Source organism: Embleya sp. NPDC059213 (genome assembly GCF_042754445.1).
Lineage (GTDB): Bacteria > Actinomycetota > Actinomycetes > Streptomycetales > Streptomycetaceae > Embleya.
Window position 1 is genome coordinate 107,251 of the sequence record NZ_JBHZAV010000008.1, and the last position, 17,577, is coordinate 124,827.

The following is a 17,577-nucleotide window of genomic DNA, read 5'->3' on the forward strand; positions in this document are numbered from 1 at the left end:
CCGCGCGAAAGCTCCGGCGAAAATCCCCCGGGGCCGCTCTGCCCAGTCGGCACACGGCCCGATCGGCCCCGGATCACGGCCGGCGCGACGCCGAACCTTGCCCGCACGGCATATACCGATGCCCGCGTGATCCGCCCGAGTGGAGCGATCCCCCGGGCGCCGGCGGTGAATTACCCGTTTTGTGACCCTGCCGGCATGGGTGGCGTGACCGTTATGGTGCGGCGCGTGACCCTCCAGCAGCTCCGCTACCTCGTCGCCGTCGCCAACTTCGGCACCATGACCGCCGCCGCGGAAGCCCTCTACGTCGCCCAGTCCGCCCTGTCCCGGGCGCTCAAGGCCCTCGAACACGAGCTGGACGCCGAGCTGTTCGTCCGCGAGGGCCGGACGGTGGGACTGACCGCCGAGGGCTCCCGGGTGGTGCGGATCGCCCGTACCGTGCTGGACGCCGTCGGCGCGATCGAGGACATCGGCCGGGTGGCCGGCCCGGTCACCGAGCCCCCACTGACCGTGGCCACCACCGCCACCCTCGCGATCGGCCATGTCGCCCGGATGGTCTCGATGTTCGCCGCCGAGCACCCGGAGGCGCCGATCGAGGTGACCCGGTACGACGGGCGCGGGGGAGTGCTCAACGCGGTCCGCGCGGGCACCGCCGCGATCGGGGTGGCCGACGCGCCCGGGCCCGGCGACCTGCGCACCTACCGGCTCGCCGCGGCGGAGGTGGTGCTCGTGTCGCCACTCGACACCCGGCTGCCCGACCCGGTGCCGTGGTCCGCGCTGGACGGCCTGCGGATGGTGCTGCCCAGACGCGGTACCGAGCGCCGCTCCCAGTTCGAGGCGATGTTCGCCGAGATGGGCGTCCGACCGATCGCCGGCTGCGAACACGACGACCGGGTCAATTGGGTCGCCGGGGTCCTCAACGGCGAGGGATCGCTGCTGTGGTACCGCGACGTGGCACAGGACGTCTTCGGCGAATCCGCCTGCATCCGCTCCCTCGACCCGCCCCTGCGCCGCGGCATCATTCTGCTCTGCCGAGAAGACGCCCGAGAGCGCTCCGCCCGCCTGTTCATCGACCTCGCCCGCCGGCACGGCGTCAGTGAACCGGACGCCGACTGACGCGCGCCGCGCCGCAGGACGCCGGACCGGGCCTAGTCGATCATCGGCGCCGCGGCCGGCTCGCCCAGGTCGGGCGTGTCCGTGAACGTCACCTGCGCCCCGCCGGGACCGTGCAGTTCCAGCACCGTCACCGTGTTCGTCCCCGCCCGCAGCAGCGGTCCCGGGACATACAGGGTGCGCTGCGGCCCCTTCGACCAGTAGCGGCCGAGCAGGAAGCCGTTGACCCAGACCAGGCCCTTGGTCCAGCCGTCCAGCCGGACGAAGGTGTCGCCGACCGTCTCCACCTCGAACGTGCCCGAGCGCAACACCGGTACACCCGCCGGGATCGGCCCGGAGGCGTCCGGCAGCACCGGTCCGTCCGGGGCGTCCAGCGGCAGCGGGTACATCTGCCAGCCGAACAGGTGCTGCCGCTCCAGCCGCACCCCCCGGGTGATGCCCTTGCGGTCGTGCAGCCCGGGGCCGTAGTTGACCCGCCCGCAGTTCTCCACCAGCAGGTCCAGCCGCGCACCGCCCGCGGGAATGGCCAACTCGCAGGAGGGTGAGCCGCCTTCGCTGCGGTCCAGCACCGCGACCGGCACCCCGTCCAGGAACACCTGGGCCCGGTCGGCCAGTCCGTCCACGTGCAACGGCGCCGCCTCGCGCGGACCGCTGATCCAGGTCCGGTAGAGCACGAAGCCGTACGCCTGGTCGAGTTCCTCCATGGTGAGCGTGCCGGGCGAGTACACCGGCGCGGACAGGTCCTCGACGTGCGCGAGCAGCGCCGCCGCCGAGGGCAGGGCGACCTCGCCGAGCTTGATCCGCGCCGGCAGCGCCGGCGGCGGTTCGACCGGCAGCGGCGCGTAGCGGCCGATCACCTCGCGGAAGGCCCAATACTTGTCGGTGAGTTCGCCCGCCTCGCCGATCGCCGCGTCGTAGTCGTAGCTGGTCACCGTCGGCTGATAGACGCCGTCCTGCTCGTTGGCGCCGTTCATCAGACCGAAGTTGGTGCCGCCGTGCGCCATGTACAGGTTCACCGAACCGCCGGCCGCGAGCATGTCCTCCAACACCGCCGCCGCGTCCGCCGCGTCCCGTACGTGGTGCGGATCGCGCCAGTGGTCGAACCAGCCGTTCCAGAACTCCATGCACACCGGCGGCCCGTCCGGCGACCAGCGAAGCAACGTCGCGAACGCCTCGTCGGCGCGCGAGCCGAAGTTCACCGTCGGCAACACGCCGGCCACGGTGCCGCCCTGGAGCATCGGCTCGGTGGGCCCGTCGGAGGTGAACAGCAGCCCGTTCGCGCCGCGCCGGCGCAGCCCCTCGACCAGGTGCCGCAGATACGCGACGTCGTTGCCGTAGCTGCCGTACTCGTTCTCCACCTGGAGCGCGATCACCGGCCCGCCGTGCTCCGCGAGCAGCGGCTCGACCAGCGGCATCACCGCGTCGAGGTAGCGGTCCACGGCGGCCAGGAACGGCGGGTGGGCACAGCGCAGCCGCATCCCCGGGTCCTTGAGCAGCCACGCGGGCAGGCCGCCGAACTCCCACTCGGCGCAGATGTAGGGGCCCGGCCGAACGATCGCCTTGAGCCCGTGGCGCTCGGCCGCGCGCAGGAACGCGACCAGGTCCTTGCCGCCGGTGAAGTCGAAGCGGCCCGGTGTCGGTTCGTGCACGTTCCAGGCGACGTAGGTCTCGACCGTGTTCAGACCCAGGCCGCGCAACCGGGCCAGCCGGTCGTCCCACTGCGCGGGATGCACGCGGAAGTAGTGCAGGGCACCGGAGAGCATGCGAAACGGCCTGCCGTCGAGGGTGAAGCCGTCTCGACTCGGGACGAGGCTGGGGGTGGTCAAGACGCTCCTCGGGCAGATCCGTGCGGTGGGTCCGGATCATCGTGCCCGACCCGCGCGACTCGAACATGCACTCTTCTGAGCGGCATCGTGGACTTTTCTACACCCGGTGACCCGTGGTTCCAACGCTCTCACCTGGATGGATACTCTCTGGTTCACGCCCCTTGCCATTCGGTGACCAGACACTTGGACTTTTCTTGCGGATCACCTCGACAAAACCATGATCCGCCCGGCAACCCGTTGACGCTTTGTCGGGCAGGGCACATGATCGGCGGCCAGACAGCCTCCTCTGCCTTCCGACCACCTGCCGGGCTCCGTCGAGCCCTGCCCATTTCCCGAAGGGACGGCCACCTCATGTGGGGTAGCACCCGTGCTTCGCGCCCCTCGCCGCGCGCCGCTTCGCGTTCCTCGCGCCGAGGCCGCCGGACGGCCCGCCACACCGCCGTCGCGGTCACGCTCGCGGCCCTGACCGCGCTCACCGCCTGCGGCTCCGACTCGGACTCCGGCAGCGACAAGACCGACAAGGCGGCACAGGGCGACAAGACGCCCGGGGGCCAGGGCGGCGGCACCGCCCAGCTCGACTTCTGGGGATGGAACCCGGCCTACGAGAAGGCCGTGACCGCGTTCAACGCCGCGCACCCCGACATCCACGTCAACTACAACAAGGTCGAGCCGGGCTCCAAGGGCGGCTACGCCAAGATGCTCGCCGCGGTGAAGGCGAACAACGCCCCGTGCCTGGCCCAGATGGGCTACGAGACCCTGCCCAGCTTCCTGGTCGAGGGCGCGCTCCAGGACGTGGACAAGGAAGCCGCCGGGGTCAAGTCCAAGTACTCGGCCGGCGCCTGGTCGCAGATGAGCGTCGCGGGCAAGACCTACGGCATCCCGGTGGACACCGGCCCGGTCGCGATGTTCTACCGCACCGACATTTTCGCCAGGAACGGCCTCACCCCGCCCAAGACCTGGGACGAGTTCGCCCAGCAGGCGGACAAGGTGCACGCGGCCGACCCGGCGGTGTCCTACTCGGCGTTCGGCGGCAACGACCCGTGGTGGTACGCGGGCATGGCCTGGCAGAACGGCGGCAGTTGGTTCAAGCCCGAGGGCGACACCTGGAAGGTCTCGCTGACCGAGCCGGGCACCCAAAAGGTCACCCAGTACTGGCAACAACTCCTGGACAGGAAGGTCGTCTCCGCCGACCCGACCTCCACTCCCGACTGGTACAAGCGCATGAGTGACGGCAGCGTTGCCAGCTACGTCGGCCCGGTCTGGTTCACCGCGCTGCTGGAGGAGAACAACAAGGACGCGGCGGGCAAGTGGGCGGTGGCGCCGATGCCGCAGTGGGAGGCGAACGGCAAGGCCACCGGCAACATCGGCGGCTCCGGCACGGCGGTGCTCAAGGGCTGCAAGAACACCAAGGCCGCGGTCACCTTCGCGGACTGGATGAGCAGCGACACCGGGAGCCTGACCACCCTGGTCAAGGACGCGGGCATCTACCCGGCGGCCACGGCCGGGGCGAGCCTGGAGGCGATGCAGCAGCCCTCCGCGTACTTCGGCAACGCGAAGATCTACGACATCTTCAAGGAGTCCGCCGCGCAGGCCCCGACCGGCTGGCAGTGGGGACCCACGATGACCCAGGTCTCCGCCGACCTGACCGACCGGATGGGCAAGGCCGGCGCCGGCAACGGCAAGCTCGCCGACGCGCTGACCGGCGTCCAGGGCACCACGATCAAGGCCATCCAGGACAAGGGCCTGAAGGCCGCCGCGGGCTGACCCGCCGTCACCACCCCGACGCCGCCGGCAGTTCGTACCGTGTCCCGCCGTCCGCGCGTCACCCGCGCGGGACGGCGGGCACGCCGCCGTCGGCCCACCCGTCCCCCACTCGTTCCATCCACCGGGAGCCCGCCCTTGAGCGCACCGATCCCGCGGCGCAAGCGCCGGCGGTCCGCGCCCCTGATGTTCCTCGCGCCGTTCGGCGTGCTGTTCGCCGCGATGTACGCCGTCCCCGTCGGCTACGCGATCGTCGAGAGCCTGCACAAGATGCAACGCTCCGGCCTGGGCCTGACCCCGCCCAAGCGGGTGTACGCGGGATTCGAGAACTACACCAAGGCGCTGCACGACGACGCCCTGTGGCACGGCGTGGGCCGCGTGCTGCTGTTCGGCGTGATCCAGGTGCCGGTGATGCTCGGCCTCGCACTGGTGCTCGCCCTGCTCCTGGACGCGAAGTCGGCCCGACTCAAGGGCTTCTTCCGCACCGCCTACTTCCTGCCCTACGCGATCCCCGGCGTGGTCGCCACCATCTTGTGGGCCTTCCTCTACATGCCGCGCTCCAGCCCCGTGGTGAGCATGCTGGACGCGGTCGGCCTGCCGTCCGACTTCCTCGGCGAGGACGCGGTGTTGTGGTCGATCGCGAACGTGGTCACCTGGACCTGGACCGGCTACAACATGCTGGTCATCTACTCCGCGCTCCAGGCGATCCCGCAGGAGCTCTACGAGGCCGCCGAGTTGGACGGTTGCGGCCCGTGGCGCACGGCGTGGCGGATCAAGGTGCCGCTGGTCGCCCCGGCGATCGCGCTGACCACCGTGTTCTCGGTGATCGGCACCCTCCAGCTCTACACCGAACCACGCGTGTTGCGACCGCTGACCTCGTCGCTGGACGCGGACTACACCCCGATCATGTCCGCATACCACAAGGCCGTGGAGAACAACGACTACGGTCAGGGCGCCGCGATCTCGGTGCTGCTCGCGCTGGGCACCTGCGTGTTGTCCTTCGCGGTCCTCAAGCTCTCCGCCCGGCTCACGAACGGCAGGTCCTCGCTGTGACGACGCTGACCACCCCGCCCGCGAGCCCGGTCCGCGAGCAGGCCCCGCCGCGTGCGCGCAAGGTGGGCAAGGGCCGCACCACGCCGATGCGTTCGCAGGTGCTGACCACCTCGTTCCTGTTCCTGGTGGCCACCTACTTCCTGATGCCGGTGTGGTGGCTGCTGGTCTCCTCGACCAAGTCCTCCAGCGACCTGTTCGGCAGCAACGGCTTCTGGTTCGCCGACTGGAACCTGGGCGCCAACCTGCGCCAACTCTTCGACCAGGACGGCGGCATCTTCCTGCGCTGGGTGTTCAACTCGGTGCTGTACGCGGTCGGCGGCGGCGTGGTCGCCACCTTCCTGGCCGCGATGGCCGGCTACGCGCTGGCCAAGTACCGCTTCCGCGGCCGGGGCGCGATCTTCTCGGTGATCCTGGGCGCGGTGCTCATCCCCACTCCCATGCTCGCGCTGCCGATCTACCTGATGCTCTCCAAGGTGCACCTGGTCGACACGATCTGGGCGGTCCTGCTGCCCGCGGCGGTCAGCCCGTTCGGCGTCTTCCTGGCCAAGACCTACGCCGAGGCGTCGGTGCCGGACGAACTGATCGAGGCGGCCCGGCTGGACGGCGCGAGCGAGTTCCGGATCTTTTGCACCATCGGCCTGCGGATCATGTCGCCCGCGCTGGTGACCATCTTCCTGTTCCAACTGGTCGCGGTCTGGAACAACTTCTTCCTGCCGCTGATCACCCTCAACAACCAGCACCTGTGGCCGGTCACGCTGGGCCTGAACGCGTGGAACAGCGACCCCAACCAGCCGCACGCCAACCTGGTCGTGGTCGGCGCACTGGTCTCGGTGATCCCGCTGGTCGCCGCGTTCTGGTCGCTCCAACGGTTCTGGCGCACCGACCTGGTCGCGGGCGGGGTGAAGGCGTGAACAACCGCTGCGCAGCCGGCGCCCGCCGCCGTACGATCGGCGCACCATGATCTTCGCGCGCTATCTCACGCCCGCAAAGGAGCACCAGGCCCTCGGCCTGGTGTGCCTGGGCGTGGGCTGGCAACAGGTCAACGCGATGTTGTTCGAGGGCCGGGTGCTGGGCTGCTACCAACTCACCCTGATCACAGGCGGATCGGGCTGGTTCCGCTCCGGCAACCGGCACGCGCCGCGAATCCCGGTCCAGGCGCCCGCCGCCTTCCTGCTCTTCCCCGGCGAGTACCACGCGTACAGCCCGGACCCGACCGGCTGGCGCGAGCACTGGGTGCTGTTCGAGGGGCCGACCGCGGCGGCGTACGAGGACCTGGGCTTCCTGGACCGGGCCGAGCCGGTGATGTCGCTCGGCGGGGTCCGGCCGCTGCGCCAGGGCTTCGACCGGCTGCTGACCGCGGTGGAACCGGGCGCGCCCAATCGCGAGGTGGTCACCTCGGCGATCGTGCACCAGTTGATCATCGACCTGAAGACGATCCGGGTCGACGAGGACGGCTCGCGCGTGGTCCGCTACTTCGACGAGCACGCCACCGAGCCGCTCACCGTCGGCGAACACGCCCGCCGGCTGGGCCTGGACGAGGCGGGCCTGCGCGGCGAGATGCAGCGCGCGACCGGCACCACCCCCAAGGAGTACATCGTGCGCACCCGGCTGTCCCGGGCCAAGCGCCTGCTCCTGTCCACCGACCAGTCCATCCACGAGGTGGCCCGCAACGTCGGCTACGACGACCCCGCCTACTTCGCCCGACTGTTCTCCCGCCGGGTCCAGCAGTCGCCGACGGAGTTCCGGCGCACCGGGCAGACCCCCGGTCAGGCCTGAGGCGGGTCGATGTGCCGCGGCGCCTCGGGGGCGCCCAGCAGGCTGCCCAGCGGCTCCTCCTCGGCCAGGAACGCGCCGATGGTGATCGCGAAGACCACCACCGCGCAGGCCGCGACCAGCCACGACATCAGGGTCAACATCAGCCCGAGCGGGCCGAACTCGGCCACGCTGCGGGCCACCGCCCCGGGCATCACCAGATGTGAGCCGTACTGCATGCCGATCGTGCCCAGCGCGGCCGACAGCGAGCCGGGCAGCAGCGGCCACCAGCCGATCCGACCCTCCGGCAACAGGTGCTGAGTCCACCACCACAGCAGCACCGAGGCGACGAACAGGACGACCACGCCGAGCCGGGGCCCGGCGCCGAAGCCGTTGTGCAACTGCGCCTGGAACAGCAGCGCGACCAGCCACACCGACGACCCCAACAACCGGCGCCCGATCAGTCGGGGGCTGAAGCCGACCACCCGCACGAACCACGCGCCGGCACAACCGTTGCAGCGACCGGGCCACCCGGCCCGCCATCAACAGGGTGAACACCGCACTGGCCGCACCGGTTTGCCGGCGCGGATGCTCGCCCGCGTCGTGGACCCGGGAGACCTCGTCCAGCGTGCCGGCGGGCAGGCCCAGGATCGCGCGCAGCGAGTCGAGCAATTCGTCGCGCAGCACCCGGGGGGCGAACGCGGCGAACACGAACAGCGCCGGGACACCGGCGAGGAACACCTTCGCTGCCGACATGGTGGCCGCCTCGACGCTGTCGACCACCAGGAACCGGGTGGTCAACCGACCCACGAACGCCATCACCGGCATGTCCTCGACCCGGCCGCGCAGTCGGGTCACCGCCCCCTGGGACGGGGCCGCACACTCACCGATCGACCCCGGCCGGCTCGGGGGTTCCGGCCGCCGCCACGACCTCCAGGACCGCCACGACGGCCAGCACCACCAACAGGACCAGCAGCACCGCGGGCACCGTCGGATGGTTCCACCAGGCCAGCCACACCCCGCCGAGCAGGCCCACCACGGCGTAGATCGGGCCCCGCCGCGCGGCCACGAAGCGGCCCGCCGACCCGGTGCCCAGACCGGTCCGGGCCAGCGCGCCGCCCGCCGCGTCCGGACCGGCCGCCAGCACCCGCCGAACGGCCGCGGCCCGCTGCGCCGGGCCGACCACGAAGGCGGCGATCGCGACCGCGGCGGCGATGATCGCCAGGGAGCGGGTGGTCTCGCGCAGGAACCGCACCAGCGCGTCGAAGGTCGCCGCCGCCGCGTCCCGGGAGATCTCCGACGGCAACCGGTCCAGGTAGTACCGGCGCGCGACGGCCAGCCCGATCGCGAGCACGAGCAGGGCGAGCAGGGTGCCCAGGGCCGTCCACATGATCACCCGACGACGTCGGGGCGCGACGCACACACCCACCACGAAGAGCAGCGCCACCACGATCGGCAGCCAGGTGCCCGCGGCGTTCAGGAACCGGAACGCGTCCTGACCCTTGCGCAACCCCTCGCGGTGCAGCAGGACGAACCGTTGGTCGGTACTCGGGATGTTGGTCGCGATCGAGAAGCCCCGGTCCACCAGGCCCTGCCGGACCCGGTCGATCGTCGGACCCAGATCCAGCACCACCTCGCCGCCGGACGAGGTGACCGCGCCGTCGTCCTCGCCCTCCAGCGCGCGCAACGCGGACGCGTGGGCCAGGCGGAGCGCGTCGCGCCACACGACGTCGAACGCGTCGCTCGCGACGAAGGCGAGGGCGGCCTGGTTCACCACGCCGTGCAACAGGTTCCGAATCGATCCGGTGACCGGCCCCGACGCGTCGTTCGGATCCAGGCCCAGGGCCTCGCGCAGCGCGTCGCTCAACCCGCCCACGTCCACCGCCTGCACGGCGGCCTCGGCCACCCGATCGGCGACCTCGGCCTGGACGTCCGGGTTCGAGGACAGCGGCGCCAGCGTGGCGACGAAACGATCGGTGTCGCCGATCTCGTCGTCCGCCCACGAGGCCGCCACCGCGACCGGGGTGAGTACGCAGGCCAGGGCCAGGAACAGGCAGGCCAGGGCGAGCCGCAACCGGTGCCGGCCCCTCGTCCGTTCGCCCGATTCGGATGCTGCCTGGGACATCGCTGCAGTCCTCCCCGCTCGTGACCAGGTGTCCCGGGGCGGGTTCCATCAAAACCGCGTATCTACTCGTCTTTAGAAAAAGGTGCAAAATAGGACAAGCTGTGCCAAGGTGCGAGAAGGCCGACTCGCAAGGTCGCGGGCACCCGCGACGGCAGGCAATCGGCACGAGGCATAACCTTCCCGGCCGTCCGGGCCGGGGTTGGGAGTAGGCCATGAACAGCAAAACCCGCATGTCGGGTGCTTGGTCCGGGTGGGTGGCTTTCGCCGGATGCACCCTGCTCGTCCTGGGTGTCCTCAACCTCTTCCAGGGGTTCACGGCACTGTTCTCGGACGGGTACTTCGTCACCCGTTCCGGTGATCTCCTGGTGTGGAACTACAACACGTGGGGCGTCATCCTGCTGATCTTCGGCGGGTTGCAACTGCTCGTCGGTGGGGGGCTGCTCACCGGTGCGACCTGGGCCCGCGTGATCGGTACGTTCCTGGTGATGTTGAACATCATCGGTGAGATCGGCTTCCTGGCCGCGCACCCGGTCTGGTCCACCATCGTGATCGCGCTGGACCTGGTGGTCCTGTTCGCGCTGACCGTGCGCTGGGACGCCGCCCAGGGCTACTACTCGGACGAGACGGTGTCCGAGTGGCGGGCCCGGGACGAGAGCCGCCGCATGGGCACCGGAGCGCACCGCCGGGACGCCGAGCACGAGGGACCGATGGAGTAACAGGCCACACCACCCGCCACGCACGGACCCCCCGGGGCCCGTGCGTGGCGCTTCGTCCGCATCGATGTCGGAGGTCTTGCGTGTCCACGCTCACCGTCTGGAAGTTCCCCACCGCGCACGGCGCGGCCGATGCCGAACAGACGCTGCTCACGCTCCAGAAGCAGGAACTCGTCCGGGTGCACGACGCGGCCGTGGTGTCGTGGCCCGCGGACGCCAAGAAGCCCAAGACCAAGCAGCTCAACAGCCTCACCGGGATCGGCGCGCTGTCCGGCACCTTCTGGGGCATGCTCTTCGGCCTGATCTTCTTCGTGCCGCTGCTGGGCGCCGCGATCGGCGCCGCGGCGGGCGCGCTCGGCGGCAGCATGAGCGACGTCGGCATCGACGACGACTTCGTCGCCGAGGTGCGCCGGCAGATCACCCCGGGCACCTCCGCGCTGTTCGTGATGACCTCGAACGTGGTGGTGGACCGGGTGCACGAGGCGTTCGGCGGGGCCCAGGCCGAACTGGTGCGCAGCAACCTGTCCAACGACCAGGAGGCCAAGCTCCGCGAGGTCTTCGCGGACTGACGGCGGTCCGTGCCGGTGGGCGGACCCGCCGGGGGTCCGCCCACCGCCCACGCGGCACTACGAGCGCAGCCACATCGCTTCCCCGCCGCGGCCCTGGGCGTCCAGGAAACGGGCGAGTTGGCCGGCGGCCGCCGGGTGTGCCTCGGCCAGGGCGCGCCGGTACATCTCCTCCGCCTCGCGGGTGCGACCGCGGCGCTCCAGCAGGCCGGCGAGCACGATCGCGGCCTCCGGGTGGCCCTCGACCAACGCACGACGGCAGAGCTTCTCCGCCTCCTTCAGCCGACCGCGCGCGCCCAGCAACCCGGCCAGGTTGACCGCGGCGTCCGGGTGGCCCTGTGCGTAGGCGTGCCGGAACAACTGCTCGGCCTCGTCCGGGCGCCCGGAGCCGGCCAGGAGCAGGCCCAGGTTGTTCGCGGCGTCGTCGTGGCCGTGGGCCGAGGCGTGCCGGAAGAGCATCTCGGCCTCCGGGGTCCGGCCCAGGCGCACCAGCAGTCGGCCCAGGTTGTTCGCCGCGTCCGGGTGGCCCTGCGCCAACGCGCGGCGGTACAACTCCTCGGCCTCACCGGCTCGATCGGTGGCCGCGAGCAGGTCGGCGAGGTCGTTCGCGGCCTCCGGGTGGTTGCGGGCCAGGGCCTCGCGGTACAGCGCCTCGGCCTCGGTCTCGCGGCCGGTGTCCGCGAGGTGGTAGGCGAGTTGCACCGCGGCGTCCGGATCGCCGGACGCCGCGGCCCGGCGGAGTTGCGGCTCGTCGTCCTCGTCGGCTGCCGCCGCGGCCGCCGCGACGGGGGGCGGGAACACGGGCGGGCCGAGCGGGGGCTGCGGCGGGGCGGGCGGGGGCGGTACCGGCGGAGCCGGCATCAGCGGCGGGGCGGCGGGCGGGCGGGGACGGTTTGCCGGGGGCGGCGGGGGCGTCTCGGTCAGCCGCGCGGCGACCGAGGCCGCGTCGGCCGGGCGCTGCGCGGGATCCTTCGCCAACAGGTCCAGGACCAGCCTGCTCAGGTGCGCCGGCACGTCCACGCCGCGCCGCTCGGGCGGTTCCGGGATCGCGTCGAGCTGGGCGCAGACCGTGGCGGCCACGTCGCCGGTGCCGAACGGCGGTGTGCCGGTGAGCAGTTCGTAGAGCACGCAGCCCAGTGCGTACAGATCCGAGCGGGGCTCGGCGGGCTGCCCGCGCAGTCGTTCCGGCGCGGTGTAGGCGAGTGTCCCCAGCAGGCGTGTGCCGGTCGTGGCGACCGCCGCGAGGTGCCGGGCGAGGCCGAGGTCGAGCACTCGGACCCGGTCGTCCTCGCCCACGAACAGGTCGGCGGGCTTGAGGTCGCCGTGCACCAGACCGGCCCGGTGCGCGTGTTCGAGCGCGGCGCAGACCTGCGCCGCCCACGCCACCGCGTTCGCGGGCTCGGGCAGACCCGCGCCCAGCGTCGCCCGCAGATCGCGGCCGGTGAGCAACTCGGTGACCAGGAACGGCGTGCCGTCGGTGTCCCGCCCCACGTCGAGCACGGCGACCAGGCCCGGATGCGCCGGCGCCGCCGCCGCGCGCACCTCGTGCACGAACCGCGCCGCGGCCTCGTCGTCGGGCGGGCCGTGCAGCAGCTTGACCGCGACGTCGCGGGACTCGGTGCGATCGTGCGCGGCCCAGACCCGACCGAGCCCGCCGCGACCGCGCTGTTCGAGGAGTTCGTACCGATCCGCCAGGACCCGACCCACCGCTGTCACGACATCTCCCTCGTCCGGTCATCGTCCGGGGAGATCCTGCCGCACCGGCGGCCCTTCGGCGGCCTTCGGGTCGGACCCGGTCACCGGTCGGCGGGCACCACCCCGGGAGACCGCGACGCCGGCCAGGCACAGCGCGCCGCCGAGGAAGGTCAGCGGGCCGGGCACCTCGTCCAGGAATACCCAGGCGAGCAGCACCACGATGGCCGGCACCGCGTACGTGGTGCTGCCCATCCTGCCCGCGGTGGTCCGGGCCAGTGCGTACGCCCACGTGGTGAAGCCCAGTGCGGTGGGAAAGATGCCCAGGTAGATCACGTTCAGCGTGGCCGAGAGCGGTGCGTCGGCGGTCTGCTCGACCAGTTGCCCGGCGAACGGCAGGCAACAGAGCATGCCGATGAAGCAGCCGTACGCGGTGACCTGGAGCGCGGAGGTGTGTCGCAGCGCGGGCTTTTGCGCGACCACGCCGGCCGCGTAGGACAGCGCGGCGAGCACGCACAGGCCCACGCCCAGCAGCGGCGCCCCGCCGCCGTCCGACATCGAGACGCCCACCACGACCGCGCCCGCGAATGAGACGGCGATGCCGGCGAGCAGGCGCGGTGCGAAGCCCTCCTTGAGCAACCAACCGCCGAGCAGCGCGATCGCGATCGGGCCGATGTTGACCACCATCGCCGCGGTGCCCGCGTCCACCTTGCGCTCGCCCCAGTTCAGCACCGCCATGTAGACGCCGAACCACAACACCCCGGAGAGCAGGATGCCGGGCCACGCGGCGCGCGGCGGGAAACCCTCGCGGCGCACCAGCACGATCGTGCCGAGCACCAGCGAACCGGCGAACATCCGCCCCAGGGCCAGCGCCCCGGGGGCGAAATGCGCGCCCGCGCTGCGGATGGACACGAACGCGGACGCCCAGAACACCACCGTGACGCACGCCGCGGCGACGGCGCGCCGATCGACGCCGGTCGCCGGGCGAAGACGTGTCTCCGACATCGCTTGGACCCCCTGTGCCGGCGGCCCGGGTGGGCCGCTGCCGAAGCGTTCACCGGTGGCGGACGCGCTGACGAACACGACGCTAGGGGCGGGTCGTTTCGGTGCCCACCGAATCGTCGACCGTCCGATTCGGGGACCGGGCCGCGGCGACCCGGCCGGGTGATGCAGCATGGTGGTTTCGCGCCGCGTCCCCGCGCCGGCACAAGGAGAGTCGCACCGTGAGTCGGAACCCCGCGAGCCAACTGCGCGGCCTCGTCGGATATCCGCGACGCAGCCCGGCGACCTTCGCCGTACTGTTCCTGCTCGCGATCACCGGAGTCGTGGTCGGCCGGCTGATGTCCGAGACCGCCGCAGATCGGCTCCTGGACGAGATCAGCACGAACCTCGACAACCTGCACCACCATCCGCTGCGCGCGATGGCGGGCAGCCTGATGGTCGCGGACGTACACGGCACCCTGCTCGGCAACGTGCTGACGATCGGGTTCGGGCTCGGAGTGTGCATGGCGTTCCTGGAGCACCGGGTCGGCACGCTGCGCGCGGTCGGCGTCACGGTGCTCGGACACGTGGGTGCGACGCTCGTCACAGCGGTGGTGCTGACCGTGGCGATCGACGCCGGAACCTATCCGGAGGACACCCGGTACTCGCTCGACTACGGGGTGAGCTACGCCTCGATGGCGGCCATAGCGGCGGTCACCCCGCTGCTGTCCCGGTGGTTGCGGCCCTGGTGGGCGCTCGTCTGCCTGCTGTACCCGTTCTCGTCCGTCGAGTGGTTCGGCGCGTTGCCGGACTTCACCACGATCGGGCACGTCTCGGCGGCGCTGATCGGGCTCGGAGCCGGCTACCTGTTCTCCGGACGGCTGCGGCCGGCGCCGCGGCCGGAGCTTGCCGACGTCGGGCTCCCGCCGGCTGCGACCGTGCTTCCGGAGGCCGGGAACGGGTCGGCGCAGCCGGACGGGGCACGTTCGACTCAGCCCTGAACCGGCGGCACCCGCCACTCGATCTGCACCCGCTCCTCCAGCGGCAGTTCCGCCGGGCCGAGCGCCACGTGGTCGATGACGTAGCGGAAGAGCAGCACTACCGCGTCCGACTCCATCTCCGGCAGGCTCTTCCGGGTGGCCCCGAGCACGTCCAGGAGGAGTACCGGGTCGGACTCCAACTCCTCGATCTCCTCGGCCAGTTCGGCGTCGATGTCGTCACCGGCGGCGAGCGCCGCGATGGACCGGGCGACGAAGGTGGGTTCGGATTCCAGGCGCACCAGCACCTGCTCGGTGACGAACGCGTCGAGCAGGTCGGCGTCGATGTCGATGTCGCCACCGGCGCATCCGCAGCCGTCGCCGCAGCCACCGGTCGCGCTGACGTCCTCCAGGGTGAGGGGGGTGCCGATGGCGGAGAGGGAGATCGGCTGGGCCGAGTCGTCGGACGCGGGGAAGTCGGAGGAGGACACGCGAACCCTTCGGGGAAGCTGGGAGGTGGCCGGGGACCGGCGGAGCGTCCATGGTCGCACCCGGTGTGCGAGCGTGCGGCCGGCACAAGATCGGGAGGATCCCGCCGGCCGGGCCCTCCGGCGTGCTAACGTTAATTGCTGCTGTGGTTCCCATGGAATTTTCTGTGCGCCTGCTGGTTGTAGCCAACAGGTGCACTTTTGTTTTTCCGGTGTCCATCTCCGGGCGGGGTAATCAGCAACGATTCGGGTTTCGCAGGGTGCGAGATCCCGGTACTGCCCCGAAGGGGAAGATACGTGGCTACTGGCACCGTGAAGTGGTTCAACGGAGAAAAGGGCTTCGGCTTCATCGAGCAGGACGGTGGCGGCCCCGACGTCTTCGCCCACTACTCGAACATCAACGCTCAGGGCTTCCGTGAGCTGCAGGAGGGCCAGAAGGTCTCCTTCGACGTCACGCAGGGCCAGAAGGGCCCGCAGGCGGAGAACATCAACATCGTCTGACCTGTCTCATGGGCGTGGCTTCGGCCGCGCAGCGAGGGCCCGCGCCGCAAGGTGCGGGCCCTTCCCGTGGCCGGCTGCCCTTCGGGGCGACGGTCCTTCCGATCGGGAAGGCCACGGTGTACCACCCCAGGCGGATGCTCCGCGTCCGCCGATCAGGACCCTGCCCGACGCGACCTCGTCGCGCGGCCTCGCACGGTCCGGCACATCGGCCGCCGCTCTTCGGCAGGCGCCCGACCGTTGCGCACTATCTCGACGCGAGTGATCCCGAGTCACCACGTCGGTTCTTTTTCAGCTAGTCCGGCTCGTTCTTGCGACTCCTTGTGCGGCGTCATGCCGCGGAGACGTCCTCGATACGCGCCGCATCGAGGAAGGTTCTCCATGAATCGCACCCCCCGCTCCAACGACCGATACAGCCGCAGCGGCGGCAGCTCCGCCGGCCGCAGTGGTGGCTACGGCGGCGGCTCCGGTGGCGGCCGAGGCCGCGGCGGCGCCCCGTCGGGCAACCGTCGCAAGCCGATGACCGCGGCTCCCGTGGCCGAGTTCGCGCTGCCGGTCAGCACCACGCCGTCGCTGCCCGCGGTGAACTCGTTCGCCGAGCTGGACATGCCCAAGCCGATGTTGGCCGCGCTCACCCGGCAGGGTGTCACCGAGCCGTTCCCGATCCAGTCGGCCACGCTGCCCAACGCGCTGGTCGGGCGGGACGTGCTCGGTCGCGGTCGGACCGGCTCGGGCAAGACGCTCGCGTTCGGCCTCGCGATGCTCGCCCGGATCGCCGGTCGGCGGGCCGAGAGCAAGCAGCCGCTCGCCCTGGTCCTGGTGCCCACCCGCGAACTCGCGCAGCAGGTCACCGACGCGCTGATGCCGTACGCCAACTCGGTCCAGCTTCGGATGACCACGGTCGTCGGCGGCATGTCGATCGGTCGGCAGGCCAGCTCGCTGCGCAACGGCGCCGAGGTCGTGGTGGCCACCCCGGGCCGACTCAAGGACCTGATCGACCGCGGCGACGCGCGGCTGGACGCGGTCGGCATCACGGTGCTCGACGAGGCCGACCAGATGGCCGACATGGGCTTCATGCCGCAGGTCACCGCGCTGCTCGACCAGGTGCAGCCGGACGGTCAGCGGATGTTGTTCTCGGCCACGCTCGACCGCAACGTCGACCGCCTGGTCAAGCGCTTCCTGTCCGACCCGGTCGTGCACTCGGTCGACCCCTCGCAGGGCGCGGTCACCACGATGGAGCACCACGTGCTGCATGTGACCGAGGCCGACAAGCACACCGCCGCGACGCACATCGCGGCGCGTGAGGGCCGGGTGATCATGTTCATGGACACCAAGCACGCGGTGGACCGGCTCACCCGCCAGATGTTGCAGAGCGGCGTGCGCGCCGCGGCGCTGCACGGCGGCAAGTCGCAGCCGCAGCGCACCCGCACGCTGGAGCAGTTCAAGAGCGGGCACGTCACCGCGCTGATCGCGACCAACGTCGCGGCGCGCGGCATCCACGTGGACGGGCTGGACCTGGTCGTCAACATCGACCCGCCGACCGACCACAAGGACTACCTGCACCGCGGCGGTCGTACCGCGCGCGCCGGCGAGTCGGGCAGCGTCGTGACGCTGGTCACGCCGAACCAGCGCCGCGAGATGGCCCGCCTGATGATGATCGCCGGCATCGAGGCGTCGACCATCCAGGTCCGCTCGGGCGACGAGGAACTCACCCGCGTCACCGGCGCCCAGGTGCCCTCGGGCATCCCGGTCGTGATCTCCTCGCCGGTCTCCGAGACCCCGCGTCGCGGTGGCTCGGCCGGTGGCCGCGGTCGCGGTCGTCGGCCCGGCCAGGGTGGCGGCAGCGGTACCGGACGTCGTCCGTCCACCGCAGCCGGTGCCGCCTCGACCCGTACCGGTGGGACCACCGCCGGCGGCGGCGCCCCGCGTCGGCGCACCGCCGCCGCGTAGCCGCCGTTCGCCGCCCGTGCGGCGGACGATCGCCGACTCCGCACGGTGAGCGAATACCAACTCCGAAGCCGCGCCCGGGAGTTCT

Annotated in this window: 16 protein-coding genes; 10 read left to right on the top strand and 6 right to left on the bottom strand. The window is 71.5% G+C overall.

From position 1 onward, the window contains the following. Positions 1 to 225 precede the first annotated feature (225 nt). Complete coding sequence (locus ACFXMF_RS05530; protein WP_360310358.1) at positions 226 to 1,113, top strand: LysR family transcriptional regulator; 888 nt, start codon at positions 226 to 228, stop codon at positions 1,111 to 1,113. Between the two features lie 32 nt (positions 1,114 to 1,145). Here ACFXMF_RS05530 and ACFXMF_RS05535 read toward each other — a convergent pair whose 3' ends face one another. After that, a complete protein-coding gene (locus ACFXMF_RS05535; protein WP_379989631.1) occupies positions 1,146 to 2,936 on the bottom strand; it encodes a glycoside hydrolase family 35 protein in 1,791 nt (596 codons plus the stop codon). Between the two features lie 351 nt (positions 2,937 to 3,287). On the opposite strand from ACFXMF_RS05535, the gene ACFXMF_RS05540 reads away from it, so the two are divergent. The 4 genes from ACFXMF_RS05540 to ACFXMF_RS05555 all read left to right on the top strand — a co-directional run bounded on the left by ACFXMF_RS05540 (position 3,288) and on the right by ACFXMF_RS05555 (position 7,526). Further along, positions 3,288 to 4,700, top strand: a complete 1,413-nt coding sequence (locus ACFXMF_RS05540; RefSeq protein WP_379989630.1) for an ABC transporter substrate-binding protein — start codon at positions 3,288 to 3,290, stop codon at positions 4,698 to 4,700. 183 nt (positions 4,701 to 4,883) lie between these two features. Further along, positions 4,884 to 5,750: a carbohydrate ABC transporter permease gene (locus ACFXMF_RS05545; protein WP_379989634.1), complete on the top strand. Its 867-nt coding sequence runs from the start codon at positions 4,884 to 4,886 to the stop codon at positions 5,748 to 5,750. After that, positions 5,747 to 6,661, top strand: coding sequence for a carbohydrate ABC transporter permease (locus tag ACFXMF_RS05550; protein WP_360310350.1), 915 nt, complete (start codon positions 5,747 to 5,749; stop codon positions 6,659 to 6,661). Before ACFXMF_RS05545 ends, ACFXMF_RS05550 begins: the two co-directional genes overlap by 4 nt. Positions 6,662 to 6,707: 46 nt before the next feature. Continuing rightward, the gene (locus ACFXMF_RS05555) at positions 6,708 to 7,526 is read left to right on the top strand and encodes an AraC family transcriptional regulator (RefSeq protein WP_360310348.1); all 819 of its coding nucleotides are present in this window, start codon (positions 6,708 to 6,710) and stop codon (positions 7,524 to 7,526) included. Here ACFXMF_RS05555 and ACFXMF_RS05560 read toward each other — a convergent pair. Together ACFXMF_RS05560 and ACFXMF_RS05565 are read right to left on the bottom strand one after the other, a co-directional pair. Next, the gene (locus tag ACFXMF_RS05560) at positions 7,517 to 7,987 is read right to left on the bottom strand and encodes a hypothetical protein (protein ID WP_379989629.1); all 471 of its coding nucleotides are present in this window, start codon (positions 7,985 to 7,987) and stop codon (positions 7,517 to 7,519) included. The genes ACFXMF_RS05555 and ACFXMF_RS05560 overlap by 10 nt on opposite strands. A gap of 398 nt (positions 7,988 to 8,385) precedes the next feature. Next, on the bottom strand, positions 8,386 to 9,627 hold the full coding sequence (locus ACFXMF_RS05565; protein WP_379989628.1) for a hypothetical protein: 1,242 nt from the start codon (positions 9,625 to 9,627) through the stop codon (positions 8,386 to 8,388). Between the two features lie 212 nt (positions 9,628 to 9,839). Here ACFXMF_RS05565 and ACFXMF_RS05570 point away from each other — a divergent pair, with 212 nt between their 5' ends. Both ACFXMF_RS05570 and ACFXMF_RS05575 read left to right on the top strand, forming a co-directional pair. Next, positions 9,840 to 10,343: a hypothetical protein gene (locus ACFXMF_RS05570; RefSeq protein ID WP_360310342.1), complete on the top strand. Its 504-nt coding sequence runs from the start codon at positions 9,840 to 9,842 to the stop codon at positions 10,341 to 10,343. Positions 10,344 to 10,423: 80 nt separating this feature from the next. Further along, complete coding sequence (locus ACFXMF_RS05575; RefSeq protein WP_360310340.1) at positions 10,424 to 10,909, top strand: DUF1269 domain-containing protein; 486 nt, start codon at positions 10,424 to 10,426, stop codon at positions 10,907 to 10,909. A gap of 57 nt (positions 10,910 to 10,966) precedes the next feature. Here the strand turns inward: ACFXMF_RS05575 and ACFXMF_RS05580 are convergent, their stop codons facing one another. Next, entirely contained in the window at positions 10,967 to 12,622 is a 1,656-nt protein-coding gene (locus ACFXMF_RS05580) for a tetratricopeptide repeat protein (RefSeq protein WP_379989627.1), read from the bottom strand. Between the two features lie 18 nt (positions 12,623 to 12,640). Then, positions 12,641 to 13,603: a DMT family transporter gene (locus ACFXMF_RS05585; protein ID WP_379989626.1), complete on the bottom strand. Its 963-nt coding sequence runs from the start codon at positions 13,601 to 13,603 to the stop codon at positions 12,641 to 12,643. Between the two features lie 218 nt (positions 13,604 to 13,821). On the opposite strand from ACFXMF_RS05585, the gene ACFXMF_RS05590 reads away from it, so the two are divergent. Beyond that, complete coding sequence (locus ACFXMF_RS05590) at positions 13,822 to 14,580, top strand: rhomboid-like protein (RefSeq protein ID WP_360310334.1); 759 nt, start codon at positions 13,822 to 13,824, stop codon at positions 14,578 to 14,580. Here the strand turns inward: ACFXMF_RS05590 and ACFXMF_RS05595 are convergent. Further along, positions 14,571 to 15,047 carry a hypothetical protein gene (locus tag ACFXMF_RS05595; protein WP_360310332.1) on the bottom strand — a complete coding sequence of 159 codons (477 nt, stop codon included), beginning with the start codon at positions 15,045 to 15,047 and terminating at the stop codon, positions 14,571 to 14,573. The two genes, ACFXMF_RS05590 and ACFXMF_RS05595, sit on opposite strands and share 10 nt — an antisense overlap. A gap of 294 nt (positions 15,048 to 15,341) precedes the next feature. Here ACFXMF_RS05595 and ACFXMF_RS05600 point away from each other — a divergent pair, with 294 nt between their 5' ends. Both ACFXMF_RS05600 and ACFXMF_RS05605 read left to right on the top strand, forming a co-directional pair. Beyond that, on the top strand, positions 15,342 to 15,545 hold the full coding sequence (locus ACFXMF_RS05600; RefSeq protein ID WP_020554660.1) for a cold-shock protein: 204 nt from the start codon (positions 15,342 to 15,344) through the stop codon (positions 15,543 to 15,545). A 378-nt stretch (positions 15,546 to 15,923) separates the two neighbouring features. After that, positions 15,924 to 17,492 (top strand): DEAD/DEAH box helicase, encoded by a 1,569-nt coding sequence (locus tag ACFXMF_RS05605; protein WP_360310330.1) that lies wholly within the window; start codon positions 15,924 to 15,926, stop codon positions 17,490 to 17,492. The last annotated feature ends 85 nt before the right edge of the window (positions 17,493 to 17,577 follow it).